The sequence below is a fragment of the Stenomitos rutilans genome (genome assembly GCF_059505485.1).
Genome location: NZ_JCACKR010000025.1, coordinates 46,500 through 62,800 on the forward strand (window position 1 = coordinate 46,500; position 16,301 = coordinate 62,800).

A 16,301-nucleotide genomic window follows, 5' to 3' on the forward strand; every position below is an offset into this window, starting at 1 on the left:
GATTCGTGAATAATTAGCTTTCAGCAATGAGTCGCAGCAGTTCATCGGTGGAAACTTTGCCGCTCATTTCGGTGCCTTCGAGGAGACTGTCGGCGAGGTCGCGTTTGTGCTGGTGTAGATCGACAATTTTTTCTTCGATCGTGCCTTTTGCCACCAGGCGATAAATGGTGACGGGACGCTGTTGCCCGATGCGATGGGCGCGATCGCTGGCCTGGTCTTCGACGGCAGGATTCCACCAGGGATCCATGTGAATCACATAATCAGCAGCGGTGAGGTTGAGCCCCGTGCCGCCTGCTTTGAGGCTGATGAGAAAGACATCGCCTTCGCCTGCTTGAAACGCATTGACGCGCTTTTTGCGTTCTGCCATTGGTGTACTGCCATCAAGATACTGGTAAGCAACGTTTTGAGTATCCAAATAGTCTCGAATAATGTGCAAGTGATCCACAAACTGACTGAAGACCAGCGCTTTGTGCTTGTTTTCCAACAGTTCCGTCAACACTTCGCCAAACAAGTGCAGTTTAGAACTAGGCACGGCAAGTTCTGGTTTGACCAATTTGGGGTTGCAGCAGGCTCGTCGCAAGCGCATGATTTCTGCCAGCACCTGCAAATGCTTTGCCCCTGCGGTGGCATCGCTGTCAGCAAGTTTGGCGATCGCGTCTCGTCGGAGCGCTTCATAGAAGGCCAATTCTTCACGGCTTAATTCGACTTGCAGCAGAATCTCAGTGCGTGAGGGCAATTCTTCCAGGACTTGATTCTTGGTGCGACGGAGAATGAAGGGTTGAATCAATTTTTTGAGGCGGTGGCGGGCTGGGCGATCGCCATAGCGTTCGATCGGGTTAGCATAGCGTTGGTTGAAGCTTTCTAGCGATCCCAATAGGCCTGGGTTGATGAAACGAAAGAGGTTCCACAGTTCGCCCAGATGATTCTCGATCGGCGTACCAGTGGTCAAGAGTTTGAATCCACCTTGCAAGTTCATGGCGGCTTGCGATCGTTTGGTAGCAAAGTTTTTGATCGATTGAGCCTCATCCAGCACGATCGTTTGCCATTGCACCTTCGCTAGTTTCTCGGCAACGTCTTCCTGCTGCAACAGCCCGTAGCTGCACACCAGCAGATCGAATGGTTGCAGTTGGTCAAGCACCTTTTGTCGATCGCCCGCACCAAACTGGATGGCGTTGAGCGTGGGCGCAAACCGCTGGGATTCACCCATCCAGTTCATACATACAGAAGTGGGCGCTACGATTAACGTGGGGCCATCTGGTGCACGCGTGAGAATGACGGCCAGCCCTTGTAGAGTTTTGCCCAGGCCCATATCGTCTGCAAGGCAGGCTCCCACGCCCCAATGGGCCAACCGTGCCAACCAGCGAAAGCCATCGATCTGGTAATCGCGCAGATCGGCTTGGAGGGTTGATGGTAACTGCGGTTCAAAGTTTTGGATGTCCTTGAGCCGCTGAATGTGTGCTTTCCAGTGTTTGTCGGCTTTGAGATCCCCCACTTCTTCCATCCAGTCTTCAACAGCGAGGGCCGCTAAGGGATGCAGTCGAACGCCTTTGCCTGATCGCTCTGAAAACGCCCGCAGTTCATCCAGCCGTTTCCGAAATTCTTGCGTTAGCGCGAGAAATTGCCCGTCTGCCAGCGGAATGAAGCGACCGGGGGTTTGCTCTAGCAGTTGCATGAGTTGCTGCATATCCAGCACCAGGTCGTTGCTGACCTTCAATTCGCCATCGGTGGCAAACCAATCATTTTGCTGTTTGATGTTGAGTCGAAAATCCTTGAGGGTGGCCTGATGGCTAACGCGGAATTTTTCGCCTTCGGGGTGTTCAATAACGACGCGATCGCCCAACGCGTGCAGTTCCAGCAGCAGTTCCAGGCACGCTTCAGGATCATCAATGAGCCATTCGTTGTCTTGCTTTTCGTGTTGTGAAAAGGTGAGGCAAGCGGCGATCGCGGCATTTGCCAGCTTCTTCTCTTCGCGTAGATTCCGATTGGTCTGCAAGCGCTTGCCGTCCACTTCTGCAATCACCGTTTCGCCGCCAGTACCAGGACGGTAGTAGGGGCCACCTTGCGCAAAAGGACGTGCCAGGACAGCAACTTTCAGGCCCGTGCTGGCAGGCAACAAATGAATGTGTGGCTTGGGATCAGAGGGGACTTCTTCCGTTGCCACGCCACCACCAATATCGGAATGAACGGTGACAATGCTGGAGACGGCATTAATCGCTGACAGAACGCGTTCTTTCGCGGCGGCTGGTACTTCTAACCGATTTTGCAACCCTAAAATTTCGGCAATACGGCGATGCTCTGGCGTGATTTCAATGACCTTGAGCCGGGTCGGGCTTTCCTTGACCGTCAGAATTTCTTTATTGTCTTTCAGCTCTGGCGAGAATTGCAGCGTGAGTTTCTCATCCTTACCTTTCTTGACCAGCAGTTCGGGTTCGCCTTTCACTACGTCGATGCGTGTGGTGTGAGCATCTTCCCAAAAGACGTGGGGATGTCCGACGAGAAGCGCGATCGCCTTGTCGGTAAAGGTGTAGTCCGTTTTGTTGCCCCAGCCGTAATTGTAGGTTTTAATTTGAGCGCAAATCCGCTGATCCTGGGGGGTGAGGTAGCTGAATTCATCGGGGTTGCTTTTGAGTCGCTTAAGGGCGATCGGGCGACCCTTGCTCCACTCACCTTTGGCATTCAGGGTTTGCTCTCGCGGCAATAGCACACAACCCGTTTTGGGATAAAATGTCACAAACCAAGCGAGGCGTTGGGTAGTCTCTACTTTGGTCGTCGCTGTGAGCTGGTCTTTCTGCAATTGAGACAGTGCTTTCAGGCTCAGTTCCCACCCTTCCTGCGGTTGGATCAGGTCTACGAGCGATCGCAGTTTGGTGTCCGGGAGCAACGCAGCAGCCTGTTTGCTATAAGGACTGCGGGGTTGCAGTTTGGCAAGCGTTTCTCCAATGGTCTTGGCAAGCCACTCATAGCCGGAGGCCATTGCCGCTTCGTAAAACGGCTCCAGCAGCCCTGGTAAATGCTTTTTGGCCTGATCCACATCCACCCAGTAGAGGCACAAACACGCCATGAGCGTTTCCAGACTGTTGCCCGCGCTGTAAGGCGCGATCGGTCGGTGGCTTAGCCAATCTTTCTGGGCAAGATCGCCCTGTTGCGTTTTGATGAGGTGCTCTAGAACCGTGTAGGTGGGACTCAGCCAAGTTTTCGACTGTCGCGCAGTGCTGGTGTATTCAGCCGCTTCCATGAGGCGATCGGCAGACCCATCTCTGAGCAACGCCAGAATAAAAAACAAGCCGCTCATCGCCTGGAAATAGATTTTCCGTTTTCCAGTGCCTTTCTTCAGGGCCTGTAGCGCCATCGTGTATTGGGTGATCGCGCTGGCATCATCCCCCTGCAAAAAGTAGAGTTGCCCCCATAGCGACGCAAACTGATTGTGATACTGCTCAGGAATCTGCTCCAGCATTTGCTGTGCTTCTGCCATCCGTCCACGCAACAGTAGATGCTCAATCAAAACCACAAACTGTAGGACAGAGCTTTGTTTACCCGCTTTGGCGACATCTGCCTCCAGCATCGAAAAGGCTGCGTCGGCAGGGGTGAGTTCCAGCATTGAAAGATTCAAGATGCTGATGAGTGCACTGTTGTAGAGGTCGGAGGGTAGGGTGCGAAACCACTCTGGATCGAAGGGATTGTTGCAGATGCGCTGATAAATATCGTCGATCGAAAGCTTATCTTTTTGGTAGCTGTATTTGTAGTAGTCCTCTAATTGTTTATGAATAAAGGCGATATCGTGGCGATACACGCCAACGCGAATTTCACGAATCAGTTGACGATCGGTGCCAAAGGAAATGGGGCCATCTTTCCATCGTCTGGGCACCGGAAAGCCCTTTTGCACAGCCTGTACGAGCCGTTCAAACCGCTTTGCTTTAACCGCATCACGAGTCGCCACTTCAGCTAAAAGTGGATGACACTGTGGCCCGGTGTTCCCCTGCTGCACCAAAACATTTAGCTCAATCAGACGATCGATGTACGGTTTAATGCTGGGAGCTGTGAAATGCTTGCTGCCGCGATCGTGCTCGCCAAGATAATTCCAGCAGTTGACCAGCAAGGCTCTGCTGACTGGCTCATAAATCACCGAAAACAATTGCACCATCAACTGTTCGATGGCTTGCAGCGATCGATACGTTTTCACCAGATGGTTGCGAACCTGTTCAGGATCAAGAGGAGCGCCTGCCATAATGCACCTTACAAGCGATCGCGGCTACTTACAGTTGAGTCAGAAGATAGTCAACAAAAGCAGGGCGGTTAATGCGCTTCAAACAACGTTATCTGAACAATAATCAGTTTCCTATTATGGCGTTAATCTTTGCCGCTCTGCCAGCTATTTTCAACCGCATCTCGACCAAAACCTTGGAGGTTTAAGCAACCGTCATGCGCCGTGCTGCTTAAACCAGGCTTGCAAACGCTGCCAACCATCTTTGGCATCGGCTTCGCGGTACGATGGGCGATAGTCTGCAAAAAAGGCGTGACCGGAGTTGGGGTAGACGATGATTTCGGATTTGCTGCTGCTGGACTTGAGCCGATCGCGCATTTGCTCCACCGTGTCGATCGGAATGCCTGTATCCTTGCCGCCATACAGCCCCAGCACAGGCACTTTGAGCGACGAAGCTATATCAACCGGATACGTCGGCATGAGTGCATTCGTTTCGCCAACAAGCCGTCCGTACCACGCCACACCCGCTTTCACTTGAGGATTGTGTGCGGCGTAGAGCCAGACAATCCGTCCACCCCAACAGAAGCCTGTCGTCGCCAGTTTCGTGGCATTCCCCTTAGACGCTTTGACGGCCCATGCGGCGGTTGCGTCGAGATCAGACAACACCTGTGCATCGGGCACTTTAGCAACAATGGGGCGAATTTCATCAATACTGCTGAGCTTGGCAACATCGCCCTGCCGCGCAAACAGGTCAGGCGCGATCGCCACATAACCCAACCTGGCAAAGCGACGACACACGTCTTCAATATGCGCGTGAACGCCAAAAATTTCGTGAATTACCAGCACGATCGGGAAATTGCCACCCTTCGCTGGCATCGCTCTATAGGCCGTAACGTCGCCATCCTTTGCAGGGATTTTGACCGTACCTGCAACAAGCCCATCTGCACTAGTCATGATGGCACTCAACGCGATCGGCTGGACTGCAAGCGCAAAGCCACTAGCAAACGCGGCTGTGGTCATAAATTGGCGACGGGTAATCTCAGGCATGATGTACAGTTTGAACAAAGTCACTTCGGCAATAGTGTGTCAAAAAAAAAGCTGAGGTGCAATCATCCTTTTGGCGTGTGAAGGGGGGATGAAGGATGAAGGCTAAAGGCTAAAACGCTGACCACTGCTCCTTTCTTCCAACTCAAAACTTAAAACTCAAAACTCAAAACTCTCAAGCTGCCCTCTGCTCCTCTCTTTCAACTCAAAACTCAAAACTCCCAGGCTGACCGCTAAATCGTAACGTTATGCAACGCTCTACAGCCGAATAAAGCTGGACACTTGACGCCGATCGACTCCATTCTGCATTCTAGTGAGATCAGCCCTACCTGGAAACCCGCATGAGTGATCACGAGCAAGGACTACGCCTGTTTGGCAGAATCATTCCACTCTATCTACAAATTTTGGTTGCGCTTGTTCTGGCTGTCGTGCTGGGCATTGTTCTGGGTGCTGGCAATCCCAGTCCCCAAAGCGCCGAAATTGCTAAAGATTTAGCACTCCCCTGCACGTTGGTACTGAAGGCACTGCGGGCGCTCGCAACACCGTTGATTCTCCTCGCTGTTCTGCACGCCTTTTTGACCACCAATATTCCTGGTCGATCGGGTCGTCGTCTTGCCATTCTTTTGGTGACAAATACAACGGTAGCCATTGTCATTGGTCTTCTGGTTGCCAACGTGTTGCGTCCCGGCACCTGGGAAAAGATTAGCTTGGCGGGTAGTGGAGAAGCTCTGAACAAGCAGTTTGATCCCTGGGGATTAGTCGATAGCGGTGTTCCCGATGCGGTGCTTAAACCGCTGGTGGACAATAACGTGATTCAGTTGATTGTGCTGGCGCTTTCCTTTGGCATTGTTCTACGCGCCATCAAAGCTCAGCAGGTCGAGGAGGGTAAAACGGGCTATCAAGCGCTGGAACACGTCATCACGATTCTGTTTGAAGCGGTGGTGCGGATTCTGTCGTGGGTGATTATGCTAGTGCCGATCGCGGTTTTTGGCATTGTCGGCAGCACAGTGGCTCTCAAAGGGTTTGCGCCGTTCAAAGCCCTGGCAGCCTTTGTCATTGCCGTAGTGTTAGCACTCGCCCTTCAAACTTGCTACTACCTGTTGCGAGTTCACTTTGGCTCCTGGGTTACCCCAAAGCTGTTTTTGAGTGGGGGTGTGGATGCTTTCCTAACGGCCTTCTCCACCGACTCGTCAGTTGCGACTATGCCCGTCACCTTCCGAGGTTTGCTTGAAAAAGTGGGCTTGCGAGAATCATCCGCGTCCTTAGGTGCACTGGTTGGCAGTAACTTCAACAACGACGGTACGGCGCTTTATGAGGCCATGTCCGCTTTGTTCATTTCACAGGTAATTGGACTGAACCTTAACCTTGAACAACAGTTTGTCGTGATTTTGACCTCTATTTTTGCTTCTGTGGGTGCCGCAGGGATTCCTGAAGCGGGCTTGGTCACGATGACGCTGGTGTTTACCGCCGTTGGACTGCCAACCCAATACATCGCGCTGCTCATTACAGTGGACTGGTTTCTCGATCGCTGCCGCACCGTCATCAACGTCATGGGCGACATGACGGTAAGCTGCCTACTGGATGGCAAAGAACCAAAATTAGAAGCAGAGCCTGATTTAGAAGAAGCCTTTGCCTCTGAAGGGGATTAATTGGCATCTTTGATGAAACCACTTTGGACAAATGTTTCTCCGTGCACTCCGCGTCTTGCGGTGCTTTAGCGACAGCACCGATCGCAATGTCCACACTGTAAACTCGCTGCCTCAGAGCCAAAACCAAAAGCTTTCAGCAAAAAGCGCCACCGACAGTCCTTTGTTTTGAGATAGTCAGTCATTTGCTTTGCAGCACAGGTATTGGTTTGCCCAGTGTGATGAGGGCTTCCAGGCTTCATGACGTAATGGAACGGATCAGACCATTCCAACTGTCCGTTGCTGTTGAGCAGAGAAAGGGCGATCGCGCCATCTCTAAACTCCCTGCTGACATTCGTAACATTTCCTTGTAGTGGCAATTTGGGGCTAAGTGCCTGCGCCGATCGCTGCTGCTTTTCTGCCTGCTCCACAAAAAACTGTCGCCGCTGTTTGTCCTCTGGGTCAAGCAAGCCCGTTGTTTCGCTAATCAGCGTCAGAGCCGTCGCAAGCTTGCCATCGCGTCCGGCTCGCCCAACCTCTTGCACGTACTCAGAAAGCAACAACGGTGAGTGAAAATGCACGACCCATCGGACATTACTTTTGTCGATGCCCATGCCAAAGGCGCACGTACAAACCACAAACTGCATTGAGCCGTCCAACCAGGCTTTTTCAATTTGCCGCCGCTCATCGGGGCTTAACCCTGCATGATACGCCGCTGTTTGAAAGCCCTGTTGCGAGAGCCATTCTGCTAACGCTTCACTATCGCGGCGAGTGCGGACATACACCAAACCTGCTTGCCCTGTCTGCGCCTGAATGAACTTCAGCAGTTGTTGTCGTCGCTGTCTAGGTGTCCAAACTACCCGCACGTTGAGGTGCAAATTCGCGCGGTAAGGATTGAGCCGAAACACCTCTGGCTGCTGGAGTTGCAATACCCGATGAATGGTCTGCTGCGCGTCAGGGTTCGCCGTTGCAGTGAAGGCCGCGATCGCCATTTTCGTCCCCTTTGGCCTACACGTCAGCAGAGCCGATCGCACCATGCCCAACCGATAGTACGCTGGACGAAACGTATCGCCCCACTGCACTAAGCAATGCGCTTCATCCAGCACGATCGTATCGATTTGCAGCTCTGGCTGGCACAACCGCTCCCATACAGGCTCACTCAGCAGCGTTTCCGGTGACAGATAAAGCAACCTTAGATGCTGGTTTTCTAAGGCCCACAATGTTTGTTTGCGCTGCTGTTTTGGCAATTCACTATGCAACAACGCGGCTGGCAAACGACGCTGACGAAGCTCCTGCACCTGATTTTCCATCAGCGCGACTAACGGCGAAACGACGATCGTCAACCCTCTCTGCATAAACGCTGGCAACTGAAAGCAAATGGATTTTCCCCCACCCGTCGGCATGATGATCAGCGCATCTCGTTGCTCTAGCAAGCATTGGACGATTTCTCCCTGCGGCGATCGAAAGTCGTCATAGCCCCAAATCTGTTTCAGCTTCGCGCGAATGCTCTCACGTACAGACATCGCTGGCTGTTTCATGGGCGATCGTTCCCTCATGGCACGCTTCTATAGTCATTGCTTTAGAATGCCCAGCTTTAGAGTGCTGATTGAGACAGAACTCAGAATTGTAAGCTGTTTTACCTCACCAACTAATCGTTGCAGGCCAACTATTTTAGCTTCAAGAGAATTTACCTGTTCTCAGGGCGATCGCGTACCTATCCATTTGTTCCTTTATAGGACTTACGCAAAAGCGGGTATATCTCGCCCCCTAGCCCCCAATGCTGGGGGAACCAAGCCGATTAAAGCACCCAGAATTGGGGGTTTGGGGGCAAATGCGTAAGTCCTACTTTACAATACGCAAAGGAAGTCTAAGCGAGAAGGACAGAATGCGAGTTGCGATCGTGGGCGCGGGGCTGGCGGGTTTGGCAGCAGCGGTAGAGTTAGCCGATGCCGGACATGAGGTGGAAATCTTCGAGTCCCGCCCGTTTGTGGGTGGCAAAGTGGGCAGTTGGGTTGATGCAGACTGCAACCATTTGGAAATGGGTCTGCACGTCTTTTTTGGCTGCTACTACAACCTGTTTGACCTGATGAAAAAGGTCGGAGCCTTCGAGAGCCTGCTACTGAAGGAACACACCCACACCTTCATCAATCGTGGTGGGCAAAAGGGAATGCTGGACTTCCGCTTCATCACAGGTGCGCCGTTTAATGGACTGAAGGCATTTTTCACTACGTCTCAGCTCTCTCTTCAGGACAAAGCGCAGAATGCGATCGCCCTTGGCATCAGTCCCTTGGTGCGCGGCTTGGTGGATTTCGACGGTGCCATGAAAACTATTCGCAATCTGGACGGTATTAGCTTTGCTGATTGGTTTCGTAAGCATGGTGGCTCGAACGGTAGCCTGAAGCGCATGTGGAACCCGATCGCCTATGCACTGGGGTTCATCGACACCGAAAACATCTCTGCTCGCTGTATGCTTACCATCTTCCAGTTCTTCGCGGCTAGAACGGAAGCCTCGGTGCTGCGGATGTTGGAAGGCTCACCGCATGAGTATCTGCACAAGCCGATCGTGACCTACCTGGAGGCCCGTGGGGTGAAAATTCACACCCGTCGTCGCATTCGCCAGGTTCTCTTTGATGGTAACGGCGATCAGACGCGTGTCACAGGCTTAGTCGTTGCGAAAGAAGAGACTGAAGAAACGATCGTGGCAGATGCCTATCTTGCAGCCTGTGATGTGCCTGGTATACAACGTCTACTGCCTGCCGCATGGCGCACTTGGAAAGAGTTTGACAATATTTACAAGCTGGACGCGGTGCCTGTTGCCACTGTACAACTTCGCTTTGACGGTTGGGTGACGGAATTACAAGACCCAGCGCAACGCAAACAATTGGATCATGCCGCTGGTATTGATAATTTGCTCTATACGCCCGACGCGGACTTTTCGTGCTTTGCCGATATGGCGCTCACCAGCCCCAGCAACTATTACCGCGAAGGCGAAGGCTCTCTCCTCCAGGTGGTTCTAACTCCGGGCGATCCATTCATCAAGCAGAGCAATGAGGCAATCGCGCAGCACGTTCTCAAGCAAGTTCATGATCTTTTCCCCTCCTCTCGCGACCTCAAGATGACATGGTACAGTGTCGTCAAACTCGCCCAGTCGCTCTACCGCGAAGCCCCCGGCATGGATCTGTATCGTCCTGCCCAGAAGACCCCGATCGCCAACTTCTTCCTTGCGGGCAGTTACACGCAGCAAGACTACATCGATAGTATGGAAGGAGCCACCATTTCCGGTCGGCAAGCTGCCCAAGCCATTCTGGAACCGACAGGGTATAAGGTTCAGGGTGTGGGGTTGTTTAACTATTAGGGAGTCGGCAGAAAGGCTAAAAGCTAAAGGCTAAAAATGTTGCTAGTGGTCAAATTAACTCAAAACTTAAAACTCAAAACTCTCCCTTATGTCAAACTGGCTCGAACATAGTGTCCAAGTAGAAGTTGATGCCCCGATCGATCTGGTCTGGAGTCTCTGGTCTGATCTGGAGCAAATGCCTCGCTGGATGAAATGGATTGATTCTGTCACCGTGCTGGAAGACAAGCCTGAGCTGTCACGCTGGAAACTCGCAACAGGAGGCTTTGAGTTTACCTGGCTATCGCGGATTCTCAAAGTGGTGCAGCATCAAATTATTCAGTGGGAATCGGTGGATGGGTTGCCCAACCGGGGTGCCATTCGCTTTTACGACCGTGGCGACAAAGGCAGCATCGTCAAAATGTCTGTTGGCTACGCTATTCCTGGCTTCCTTGGTCAACTACTCGATAATCTTTTTATTGGGCGCGTCGTAGAGTCAACGCTGCACGCGGATTTAGAGCGCTTTCGGCAATATGCATTGAGTGCAAAAGCGAGCCAGTGAGTTGTTCAGCTACTTTGTACTGTTTGAGCCAGTAGATGAGAAACGGCTGCTTGAGAGCGACCTTTAGCTCATCTGAGTCATGTTGCCCCATGCAGGAGCAGGTGGAGTGGTTTGAGTGGTCGCCATAGGCACTCGCTGCGGCATTGGTTGCGGCATTGGCTGCGGCATTGATGGCACACCCGTGGGGTAGCTGCTAATGTGCACGAAGCTGGGCGTAAAGAGGAAGATATGTTCACCAATGCGCTCTTGATGTCCATCGATCGCAAACGCCGCCCCGGCCACAAAATCAACGCAGCGTTGCGCGGCATCAGCATCCATGAGGCTCAAGTTGAGGATGATCGATCGCCGCTCACGCAAAGCCGTAACAGCTTGGGGCATTTCCTCAAACGATCGTGGCTCCATCAGAAACATTTCGGTATGCGCCATCTTTCGATTAGGCATACCAACGACGTTGCTAGCAGGAGCAATGGGCTGCTGCGCCGCATTATACTCGTCTGAAGAATAATAAGACGGTGTGCCCTCTTCCTCATACTCGTACTCATATTCGTTTTCGTCGTAGCGGTCTTCAAACCCAAATGAGTCCCATACTCGCCGAAAAATATTCATAACGACCAACCTTTAGATTAGTTCATGCGTTCCATCTTAACCGAGGATTGTTTTCTTCACCAGAGGCTTGCGGAGGAACCTCCGATCGACAGTTTTTTTGCTAGGGCGTGCTTTAAAACCCTCGAAAGCCCCCCCACCCCCAATTCTGGGGGCTTCCAAACAGGCTTCAAAGTCCCCCAATCTTGGGGGCTTAAAGCCCTTTGGGCATACAAGAAAAGGGGGCAGAAGCTTCAGCAACGAAGCGATTAGGAGTTTTAAAACACAGCCTAGCGCTCTGACTCGTCTTAAGCAACTGGACGCAATGAAGCTGAACATGGCTGACCGCTGACCGCTTTGAAAGCGCGTCCGTTTCATTGAGAACTGCTACTGCTCAACAGTGGGATTATAGGCGAAGTCTCTTGCAATGGAATCATAGGCTGGCGATAGACAGGATGCACTAGTGCTTACTAACGCCCAACTCCACTTCCCGACGAACGTTCAGCGACTACAACCATTTTGGATGCAGCTACAAGAACGTTCTGCATACGGCTAAATCGATCGATCAGGTGCAGCCTGAAGTGGTTGTCGTATGGGAATTTGAATGATGAACTCTGTGCCTTGTTCCGGTGTTGAAAGACAGATGAGTTTACCTTGATGCTTTTCAGCAATAATCTGATGGCTGATAGACATGCCCATGCCAGTGCCCTTACCAATGGCTTTTGTTGTAAAGAACGGCTCAAAGATTCGCGCTTGCAGTGCTTTGGGAATGCCAGTGCCGTTATCGGCGATCGCAATTTGTACCCATTGAGCATCAATTGCTGTCGTCCGAATCGTAATTTGGCTTGGATGATGTTGGTCTTCTGGATACGTGCGTTTAGCGCTCAGTTCTTCCAGGGCATCAATGGCATTTGCCAGAATATTCATAAATACCTGGTTCAGCGATCCGGCATAGCATTCTACAGGTGGCAACTGACCATACTCTCGCCTGACGTGAATTTCTGGATGGTCAGATGTGCTTTTGAGGCGATGTTGCAGAATCAAAAGCGTGCTGTTGATGCCTTCGTGGAGATCCACCGCCTTGCATTCGGCTTCATCCAGGCGAGAAAAGTTGCGGAGCGATCGCACAATTTCGCAGATACGCTGGGTGCCCATCTTCATCGACGTGAGCGTTTTGGGCAGATCTTCTTGAATAAACTCTAAATCGAGATGAGCGGCAGCCTTTTGAAGTTCGGGAGCCGCTGTAGCGCTGTGCTGTTGATACAACTGGACAAAGGATAAGATGTCGTCGGCATACCCTTGTACATGAGCGAGATTGCCATGAATAAAATTAACGGGATTGTTAATTTCATGGGCAACACCAGCCACCAATTGCCCCAATACTGCCATCTTCTCTGATTGCACTAATTGCACCTGCGACTGCTGCACTTGTTGCAAAGCTTTTTGGAGTTCGGCAGTGCGTTGTTCAACTTGTTGCTCTAAGGTTTGATGCAAGTGGCGCAATTTCAATTGAGTGGTCACACGAGCAAGCAACTCTGCTTCTTGAAAGGGTTTGGTGACGTAATCCACTGCACCCAGGTTAAAGCCTCTCACCTTATCAGTTGTGTCAGAGAGTGCCGTCATAAAAATTACTGGAATGTCGTCGGTCAGCGAAGAGTCCTTGAGGTAGCGACAGGTTTCAAAGCCATCAATGCCCGGCATCATTACATCCAGCAAAATTAAATCCGGCTGGCTAATCGTTGCTTGTTTAATGGCGCGTTCTCCATCCGTGGCGATCGCCACCTCAAACCCAGCGTCACCCAATGCTTCTGCCAGCACCGACAAATTGGCTGGAGTATCATCGACCACTAAAATTAACGGAGTATCTTTCATGATTAACCTCTTCCAGCGCGGATACTTTCATCGAGTAATTGCTGCATCAACGCTTCCAATTTGGCAACCTGAAAGCCCTTACTCAGTTCAAGCAGTTGCTTTGCCAGGGGCGCGTATTGAGGATTTTGGTGGGCTAAACCAAGTGCAACTTCGGTCAGTTTTTTCAATCGCCCCTGTTGGGCTAACTGAAGCAACTGCTCCAGATCTGCTGACGGTGGCACGGCTAAAGGTATGGATGGGTTAAGACTGCTCTGTGGTGCAGAGATTGACGCTTGCACCTGTTCATGCGCTGAAGCCGTAGATTGATAAATCCAGGTCAGTTGCAGGTGTTTGCGGAGCATTTGAAACAAGTCGTCTGCCTGCACAGGTTTGGTCAGAAAATCATCGCCGCCAGCATCTAAGCTCTGTTTTTGGTCCATGCTGGAGACGGAGGCCGAGGAAACAATCACTGGCAACGTTTTGAGTAGATTAGACTGCCGAATCTGTTGGAGTAATTGATAGCCATCCATCACAGGCATCAGAATATCGGTGATGATAAGATTCGGCTTGTTTTGAATCGCTTTCGTCAGTCCATCCTGGCCGTCTTCTGCTTCAATGACCGTGAAGCCCAACGGTTGTAGCATGTTGACAATTACAGAGCGATTTTCCCATTTGTCATCAACAATCAGAAGGGTTTGCCGTTCCTCTTGATAGCCCATCAGTTGCTCTCCTATGGTGTTGGTTGCCTGTTGCCATTCTGTGGCGATCGGCAGTGTCACATCAAAGAAAAAGGTGCTACCTGCACCAAGCTGACTTTGCACCTGAATCTGACTGTTCATGAGTTGAACAATCGTCTGACTGATGGCTAGACCTAACCCGGTGCCTTCAGCATTCCGTTTTTGGTCGCTGACCTGTTCAAACGGCTGGAAGATCTTTTCTAATGCTTCTGGACTCATACCAATTCCGGTATCGGTGATCTGAAACCGAAGTTTGGTTGATGAAAACTCAGTAGAAGACTCCAGACTAGTTAGGGGAAGTTGATCAAGTCGTTCGGCCCTAAAGGTGACCTTCCCCCGATCGGTAAATTTGACGGCATTGCCCAATAAATTAATCAATACCTGCCGTAGCCGTTTTTCATCAACTTCAATGCTCTCCGGTAAGCTAGTATCTGGCAGATAGACAAAGTCAATGCCTTTCTGCTCGGCGCGAATACTCACAATCTCGGCGATGCCCTGTAACAGTGCAGGTAGATAGGCCGTGTGAGGAGCTAATTCCAGCTTACGGGCTTCAATTTTGGAAATATCCAGAATGTCATTAATCAGGGTTAGTAAGTGAGAACCGCACTGATAAACAATATTGACGCCTTTGCGTTCTTTTTCGCCCCAACTTTGAGAGCGGCTAAGAATTTGGGCATAACCCAGAATGCCATTAAGGGGTGTGCGAAGTTCATGGCTCATGTTTGCTAGAAATTCACTCTTGGCACGACTAGCAACCTCAGCCGTTTCTTTAGATTGTTTCAAGGCTGCTGTACGTTCCTCAACTTTGAACTCTAGCTCTTCGTTGGCCCGCTCTAGTCGTGCTTTTACCTGTTCGCGCTCAATAATGACGGCTGATAAAATCAGTGTTGTAACCGTGATCGTGCCAATAAAGGCTTGCAATAGCAGCAGGGATTCATTCAGGGTGCTGCGATTGAATGAACTCGTCCCTCGGAGAGCACCCGCGATCGCCAGAGCCGAAACTAGCACGATCGCAATAGCAATGAACCGTTGCTCAGACCGAAAGGCTGACCATACAAGCAACGGGATCAGCAAGTATTCAACTGGGTAGCCGAAGCCAAAAGCAACGGTTGCCACGCCTAGCAGTGAGCAAGCCCAGATCACCACTTCCAGAGTGAACTGAAGCGATCGGGGGGATGAGGATTGCAATTCTGGGGTAGTTGCTTGATTGGCTGTGTGGTTCCGCCTGCGCAACCAATGCTCAATCCAAAACAACAACAATGGAACAATGACCAGAACGCCAATGGTGTCTCCCAACCAGAACGTTAGCCAGCTAATGATGTAGTTTTTTCCCTCAATGAATCCACAAAAGTGCATGGTAGTCGCCCCAAAAGTCGGACTCACCATGCAGCTTAAAAGTTCAATACCAGTAAATTTAGTCACGTTCGGTGCATTGGTAAATGCCTGGTAAGACCCAATGAAGCGTTTGATGAGAAACGCACCCACAAGTGCCTGTAGCACTGAGCCTGTAGCAATGCCCAAACCCGACGCGATCGACATTGATAAAATGCCTGTATTTGCCCACAAAGGCCACGTTGCAGCAACAACAGCTCCTAACCAAATGCCGACCCAAGCGCGATAGCCTACGAGTAAAATGACGGCAAGTGCAATGCCGGAGGGTGGGTAGACAGGGGTAATAAATCCGGGTGGAATGGCAAGATATTGCCCAAGTTTTGCTGTGACATAGTAGACAAGCGCGATCGAAAAGATCAGCAGAACTTTGTTGGATCGATTGGGGAAGGCTAGCGAATCCATCACAGTGAGTCAAATCTGAAGTATGAAAGGGTTAAGCCGTTTACGGTCAGATCTTAAACTGCCCGGATTCAGCGGTCGTTTAGCAATATTTTCAATAAAGATGGCGATCAAAGCACCTCCAAAGAAACCGCTGTGTAGAATTGCTGCGGCTTAAAACCAACGTGAATTCGATCGAGATGAAAGTCGCCCAATGTCAGTTCGCTCTCAGTATTCCCGGCAACCCTGCATGAGTAACATTGGGTATGTCGATCGCAAAAGCAAACGTTCCCAAGTTTAAAAATCTCCAATCGGATCATGACGTTATGTATGGAAACGTGGTCTAACGTCATCCTGAGCAATTTAGAAGCTTATATCGACTTGGGCAGTATGATAGAAGCCATTAAGCGATCGACCCACCCAGCATTTCATGAAGGGCTGTCATAGTCAGCGGTCAGCCCATCGAGCATACTCAGTTTGATTACGTTTGGTTACTTAAAAGGAGCTGCGCTTCTAAACTTAGTCGTAAAAATTGCTCCGACGGAACTTTTTTAGTTGATATGGTGTCGAGTACCTGACAGGATGTTGATTCCCTTAT

At 50.9% G+C, this 16,301-nt stretch carries 9 protein-coding genes; 3 read left to right on the forward strand and 6 right to left on the reverse strand.

Going from position 1 to position 16,301, the window contains the following annotated elements; genetic code table 11:
- Positions 1-13 precede the first annotated feature (13 nt).
- The gene (locus AC5JLP_RS02890; protein WP_496066395.1) at positions 14-4,225 is read right to left on the reverse strand and encodes a DEAD/DEAH box helicase; all 4,212 of its coding nucleotides are present in this window, start codon (positions 4,223-4,225) and stop codon (positions 14-16) included.
- Between the two features lie 192 nt (positions 4,226-4,417).
- Complete coding sequence (locus tag AC5JLP_RS02895; RefSeq protein ID WP_496066396.1) at positions 4,418-5,266, reverse strand: dienelactone hydrolase family protein; 849 nt, start codon at positions 5,264-5,266, stop codon at positions 4,418-4,420.
- A gap of 320 nt (positions 5,267-5,586) precedes the next feature.
- On the opposite strand from AC5JLP_RS02895, the gene AC5JLP_RS02900 reads away from it, so the two are divergent.
- Positions 5,587-6,894: a dicarboxylate/amino acid:cation symporter gene (locus AC5JLP_RS02900; RefSeq protein ID WP_496066397.1), complete on the forward strand. Its 1,308-nt coding sequence runs from the start codon at positions 5,587-5,589 to the stop codon at positions 6,892-6,894.
- 65 nt (positions 6,895-6,959) lie between these two features.
- Here AC5JLP_RS02900 and AC5JLP_RS02905 read toward each other — a convergent pair whose 3' ends face one another.
- Complete coding sequence (locus tag AC5JLP_RS02905; RefSeq protein WP_496066398.1) at positions 6,960-8,408, reverse strand: RecQ family ATP-dependent DNA helicase; 1,449 nt, start codon at positions 8,406-8,408, stop codon at positions 6,960-6,962.
- Positions 8,409-8,755: 347 nt separating this feature from the next.
- Between AC5JLP_RS02905 and zds the strand changes: the two genes are divergently transcribed.
- Both zds and AC5JLP_RS02915 read left to right on the forward strand, forming a co-directional pair.
- Positions 8,756-10,225, forward strand: coding sequence for a 9,9'-di-cis-zeta-carotene desaturase (gene zds / locus AC5JLP_RS02910; RefSeq protein WP_496066399.1), 1,470 nt, complete (start codon positions 8,756-8,758; stop codon positions 10,223-10,225).
- A gap of 88 nt (positions 10,226-10,313) precedes the next feature.
- Positions 10,314-10,763: an SRPBCC family protein gene (locus tag AC5JLP_RS02915; protein ID WP_496066400.1), complete on the forward strand. Its 450-nt coding sequence runs from the start codon at positions 10,314-10,316 to the stop codon at positions 10,761-10,763.
- Positions 10,764-10,826: 63 nt separating this feature from the next.
- On the opposite strand, the gene AC5JLP_RS02920 is transcribed toward AC5JLP_RS02915, so the two are convergent.
- The 3 genes from AC5JLP_RS02920 to AC5JLP_RS02930 form a co-directional block, all read right to left on the reverse strand.
- Positions 10,827-11,369, reverse strand: coding sequence for a cell division protein SepF (locus AC5JLP_RS02920; protein ID WP_496066401.1), 543 nt, complete (start codon positions 11,367-11,369; stop codon positions 10,827-10,829).
- Positions 11,370-11,897: 528 nt separating this feature from the next.
- Positions 11,898-13,217, reverse strand: coding sequence for a hybrid sensor histidine kinase/response regulator (locus AC5JLP_RS02925; RefSeq protein WP_496066402.1), 1,320 nt, complete (start codon positions 13,215-13,217; stop codon positions 11,898-11,900).
- A gap of 2 nt (positions 13,218-13,219) precedes the next feature.
- On the reverse strand, positions 13,220-15,727 hold the full coding sequence (locus AC5JLP_RS02930) for an MASE1 domain-containing protein (RefSeq protein WP_496066458.1): 2,508 nt from the start codon (positions 15,725-15,727) through the stop codon (positions 13,220-13,222).
- Positions 15,728-16,301: the final 574 nt, after the last annotated feature.

Excerpts from the sequence above, each read along its gene's own strand:
- AC5JLP_RS02920 (WP_496066401.1), bottom strand. The coding sequence starts at position 11,369 with ATGAATATTTTTCGGCGAGTATGGGACTCATTTGGGTTTGAAGACCGC.
- AC5JLP_RS02890 (WP_496066395.1), bottom strand. The coding sequence starts at position 4,225 with ATGGCAGGCGCTCCTCTTGATCCTGAACAGGTTCGCAACCATCTGGTG.
- AC5JLP_RS02905 (WP_496066398.1), bottom strand. The coding sequence starts at position 8,408 with ATGAAACAGCCAGCGATGTCTGTACGTGAGAGCATTCGCGCGAAGCTG.
- AC5JLP_RS02915 (WP_496066400.1), top strand. The coding sequence starts at position 10,314 with ATGTCAAACTGGCTCGAACATAGTGTCCAAGTAGAAGTTGATGCCCCG.
- AC5JLP_RS02900 (WP_496066397.1), top strand. The coding sequence starts at position 5,587 with ATGAGTGATCACGAGCAAGGACTACGCCTGTTTGGCAGAATCATTCCA.
- zds (WP_496066399.1), top strand. The coding sequence starts at position 8,756 with ATGCGAGTTGCGATCGTGGGCGCGGGGCTGGCGGGTTTGGCAGCAGCG.
- AC5JLP_RS02925 (WP_496066402.1), bottom strand. The coding sequence starts at position 13,217 with ATGAAAGATACTCCGTTAATTTTAGTGGTCGATGATACTCCAGCCAAT.
- AC5JLP_RS02930 (WP_496066458.1), bottom strand. The coding sequence starts at position 15,727 with ATGGATTCGCTAGCCTTCCCCAATCGATCCAACAAAGTTCTGCTGATC.